Below are 4,215 nucleotides of genomic sequence, written 5' to 3' on the forward strand. Positions count from 1 at the left end.
AGCCGGCCGTGGCTGCCGGACTCGTCGGACCCGCCGGACCCGTCGAACCCGTCGGGCCTGCCTGCCCGGCCCTGCGGCGGCGGCCCCTGATGAGGCTCATCGGAACACCCTGCCGATCCGGACGGCGTCGGCGGCCAGTTCACGCAGGCTCACGCCGTTGCGCTTCGCTGCCCGCCGGAGCAGCCGGGTGATCCCGGGCTTGGGCGTCGGGTTCGTCACGGTGAACACCCCTTCGGCGATGTCGGTGATCAGGCCGGGATACCGCTGCTGGATCCGTTCGGACAGGATCACCTCGGGCGCGCCACGCAACCTCCTGTGGTCGGCCAGCACGAACTGGCTGTCCAGGTCGGACCGGTAGGAGGCGAGCCCGGCCGACGACACGTCACCCGCCGTGACCGCCCGCGCCGCGGCCCGGCCCGCCGCCAGTCCCGAGCCGATGGCGAAGTTGACTCCTTCCAGCCAGATGCCGGCGGCAAGCGTCATGCCGGCGGCGTCACCGGCAAGCAGAAGCCCGTCGGCGTGCAGCCGCGGCATCGCGTCGTAGCCCCCTTCGGGGATCAGATGGGCGGAGTACTCCTTGACCGTCGCCCCGCGCAGGTACGGCGCGATGGACGGGTGCGTCTTGACGTCGGCGACGATCTCCTCGGGACGTACCTTCGCGGCTGCCAGCTGGGGCAGGGACAGCACCACGCCGACACTGACCGTGTCCGTGTTGGTGTAGAGGAAGCCTCCGCCGGGGATCCCGCGGGTGCAGCCGAGCATCTCGATGTCCACGCCTTCGGTGCGCCGCACCCCGAAACGTTCGTCGATCACCTCTCCCGGCAGCGACAGCACTTCCTTGACGCCGAGGGTGTGGTGCGCCGCGTCGGCCGGCGGCAGCAGGCCGGCCTCCTTCGCCAGGAACGAGTTCACCCCGTCGCAGGCGATCACGACCTTCGCGCGCAGGTCTCCGTCCTCCCGGTCGGTGCGCACACCGACGACACCGCCGGCGGCATCGCGCAGCAACCCGGTGGCCACGGTCGAGGTGATCAGCCGCGCGCCCGCGGCCACGGCCTTGCCCGCCAGCCAGCTGTCGAAGTCCGCCCGGTAGGTGGTCATCCCGTTGTAGGGGGCGGCGCCCCACTCCTGGCTGCGGTAGTCGATGGACAGCGACCGCGTCGGCGTCATCATCATCGTCGACCGCCGCACCACCCAGCGCTCGACCGGGATCTCCTCCCACCAGGCGGGGAGGACCTCGTCCAGGATGCGACCGTAGATCACACCGCCGTAGACGTTCTTCGATCCGGGAAACGGCCCCCGCTCAAGGAGCACGACGGACTTTCCCGCCCGGGCCAGCTCGAGCGCGGCGGCCGACCCCGCGGGGCCGGCACCGACGACGACCGCGTCTAAGGGCGGTGCGGTCTGGGCGGACTGTACGGGCGCTGCCGTCACGACCGGACCTCCTCGGCAACGGTGACACCGAATCGCCGGGCCAGCTCCACCAGCAGGTCACGGGCGTCGGTGACCAGGCCGAGGTCGGCCATGGCAGTCATCGGGCAGGACGGGTCGACGTTGACGCTCACCACGTGCCGGGGCGACCCCAGACCCCCGACATGCTGGCTCGCACCGGAGATCCCGAACGCGACGTACAGCTCGGGGTCGACCGTGACACCGGTCGTGCCGATCTGGCGGTCATAGCCGATCCAGCCGGCGTCGGTGGCGACCCGGGTCGCCCCCGCCGAGGCGCCGAGCGCCGCCGACACACCGGCCAGCAGGTCGAACAACGCCCGCGCCTGATCCCCACCGGATCCGGCGGGCACCAGCCCCGCGCCGCCGCCGACAACCCGACCGGCCTCGCTGAGGTCCATCGTCGCCGGATCCGGTTCGACCACCTCGACGACGTCGACGTCCCACACCTGCGGCGGCAGGGCCGGAAGCGTCACCTCGCACGGGTCGGGCTGGTGCCCGACCGCGGACACGGTGCGCACGCCCGGCAGCAGGGTCGCCACCGCGGGCTGCGCGCACTCGACCGTGAGCAGCAGCCGGCCGTCCACCCTCGACAGCTCCGCCCGCACCACGGCGCCGTCACGGCGGACCGAGACGGCGCCGGCAAGCAGCGGACGGTCGAGTTCGGCGGCCAGCCTTGGTGCCAGGTCACGGCCGTCCGGGGACGCCGGCAGCAACAGCAGCGGCACGTCGGCGAGCACGCCGGCCAGCACCCGGGCGACCGCGCCGACGCGCAGCCCGGGACCGGTGTCGCTCCACCACAGCGCCGACGCGCCCGTGACCGACTGCGCCGCCGCTTTGGCCCCGCCACCGATGACCAGCACCTGCCCACCGGCCTCGGCGATGCTCTCCTGCGCACCCAACGGCAGGACCCCGCCCCGTGCCACCACCAGGGCAAGCGCCGCCCCTCCAGGAAGGAACTCACGTCCTCCTACGCTCACAGCCTCCGAATCGCTCCGTCGGCCGTTCCCTACGCGGCCGTCCTCGTCCCTCAGACGACCACTGCACTCACGCCCTCCTACGCTCACAGCGACACCGCCACGCGCTGGCCCTCGACGACCGCCGCGTGCGCCCGCCGGGGCGCCAGGCAGTCACCCACCCGATGGACGGGGAACAGGAGCGCACCCGCGTCCCCGCGCAGGCTGCGCCACAGCGTGTCCTCCGGCTGTTGCTGGACGGCGCACACCACCCAGTCCACGGCGCGGTGGGTGTCGGTGCCGGTGGGATGGTGCTGCAGGGCGAGCACCACACCGCCGTCCGCACCGGATGTCACCCCCATCGGCACCAGGTCGGTGCTCTGGACGATGCCTCTGGCCGCGGCCTTGACGTTCCAGGTCTCCAGGTCCAGGGTCACGCCGAGATCCTGCCCCACAACCATGCCGTTGGTGACGACCTCGACCTGGCATCCCCGGTCGGCCAGCAGCTCCGCGGTGGAGGTGGCCTGGTGGAATCCCAGTTCGTCGACGACCACGACGCTTCCCGCCGGATCCGCCCGTCCCTCCAGCACGTCACGCACGTCCACGATCCGGGGATGCCCCGCCGCCCACCACGGGGGGTTCGGGCGGGCGCCCGTCGCCAGCACCACCGCGTCCGGAGCCTGGGAACGCAGGAAGTCCGCGTCCACCTCGGTTGCGGTCCTCACCTCGACGCCGATCCGCTGCACGTGCGCGATCAGGTTGCGCGCGATGTCGAGGAACTCGGCTCGGCTCGGCACGGCGGCCGCCACCGGCACCTGGCCGCCCAACCGCGGCGACCGTTCGAACAGGGTGACGTGGTGCCCGCGCTGGGCGGCGGTGACAGCGGCCTGCATGCCGCCGGGACCGCCGCCGACGACGTAGACCCGCTGCCCGCGGCGGCGCGGCGCCGGCAGCGGCACCGACTCCCGGCCGGTACGCGGATTCTCGATGCAGCCCAGCCACCGGTTGAGCCCCATCCGTCCCACACATTCCTGGTTGCAGGACAGGCAGGTACGGATCTCGGTGGCGTGACCGGCCCGTGCCTTGGCCACGAAGTCGGGGTCGGCGATCTGCCCGCGCACCACTCCGATGAGGTCGGCGTGTCCCGCGGCCAGGGCCCGGTCTGCCTGCAGGGGGTCCTTGAACCGGCCGACACCGACGACGGGGATACTCACCGCCTGCCGGATCGCGCTCGGGATGAACATCGCGTAGCCGGGCGGCACCTGCATACTCGCCTCGATCATGTAGAGCGTCGCGGTGGCGACCCCGATCGAGGTGTTGATGTAGTCGACCTTTCCGGTGGCGTCCACCAGCCGGGCCACGGCGACGGCTTCCTCGATCGTCGTTCCGCCCTCGATCAGCTCGTCGCCGCAGATACGCACGCCGAGGGCGTGCCGCGGGCCGATGGCCTCGCGAACCACGTCCACGATCTCCAGCAGCAGGCGGGCCCGGTTGGCGAGCGTTCCACCGTAGGCGTCGGTGCGCTGGTTGGTCGCCGGGGAGAGGAACCCGCGCACGATGGACGAGTGGGAGCACTGCAGCTCGATACCGTCGAACCCCCCGGCGACGCAGTGCGCGGCGACCAACCCGTAGCCGGCGATCACTTCCTGTAACTCGTGCGGCTCGACGGCCTTGGGTACCTCGCGGAACAGCGGGTCGGGCACCGGGCTGGGTGCCCACACCGGCAACCGCGAGTACATCGACGACGCCTGGCCGCCGTTGTGGTTGATCTGGGCGAGGATCGGCACGCCGTGCGCGTGCACCGCGTCGGTGA

The 4,215-nt window shown here is 72.3% G+C and carries 3 protein-coding genes; all 3 read right to left on the reverse strand.

Annotated elements, in window-relative coordinates:
• Positions 1–96: 96 nt before the first annotated feature.
• Complete coding sequence (locus DD1DGNOD_RS16670; protein ID WP_131770547.1) at positions 97–1,431, reverse strand: FAD-dependent oxidoreductase; 1,335 nt, start codon at positions 1,429–1,431, stop codon at positions 97–99.
• On the reverse strand, positions 1,428–2,426 hold the full coding sequence (locus DD1DGNOD_RS16675; RefSeq protein ID WP_131767352.1) for a mycofactocin-associated electron transfer flavoprotein alpha subunit: 999 nt from the start codon (positions 2,424–2,426) through the stop codon (positions 1,428–1,430). The genes DD1DGNOD_RS16670 and DD1DGNOD_RS16675 overlap by 4 nt, the downstream gene beginning before the upstream one ends.
• An 83-nt stretch (positions 2,427–2,509) precedes the next feature.
• A partial coding sequence (locus tag DD1DGNOD_RS16680) for a mycofactocin system FadH/OYE family oxidoreductase 2 (protein WP_131770550.1) occupies positions 2,510–4,215 on the reverse strand: 1,706 nt, incomplete at its 5' end.

Origin of the sequence: Candidatus Protofrankia californiensis (assembly GCF_900634765.1) — a bacterium.
In the GTDB taxonomy this organism is placed as follows: Bacteria; Actinomycetota; Actinomycetes; order Frankiales; family Frankiaceae; genus Protofrankia; species Protofrankia californiensis.